1 protein-coding gene is annotated in these 265 nt (G+C 42.3%); it reads right to left on the reverse strand.

The features are described from left to right. Positions 1–265: ATP-binding protein (locus AC0IW9_RS31005; protein WP_471652142.1), on the reverse strand; the 265-nt coding region annotated here is incomplete at both ends.

Below are 265 nucleotides of genomic sequence, written 5' to 3' on the forward strand. Positions count from 1 at the left end.
TTCCGCAACCGGTAGGTCCGGTGATAATAACATTTTCCTTTCTACTGATAAAGTTCAGTCCAAGCAGCCGTTCGTAAGTTGTCCTGTCCAGATTCCTTTTAGCTTTATAATCAATATCAGCAGCTGAGGCTGCCTGTTTGAATCCGGCCCTGGTTATCAGATTCTGGATGTTTCTATTTTGCCTGTTCTCCCATTCAGCATCTATCAGCATACTTAAGAAACTATCCAGGGAATAATCCTGAAACAGATTATCTGTGAGGCTACT

It is taken from the genome of Belnapia sp. AC561 (assembly GCF_979252845.1).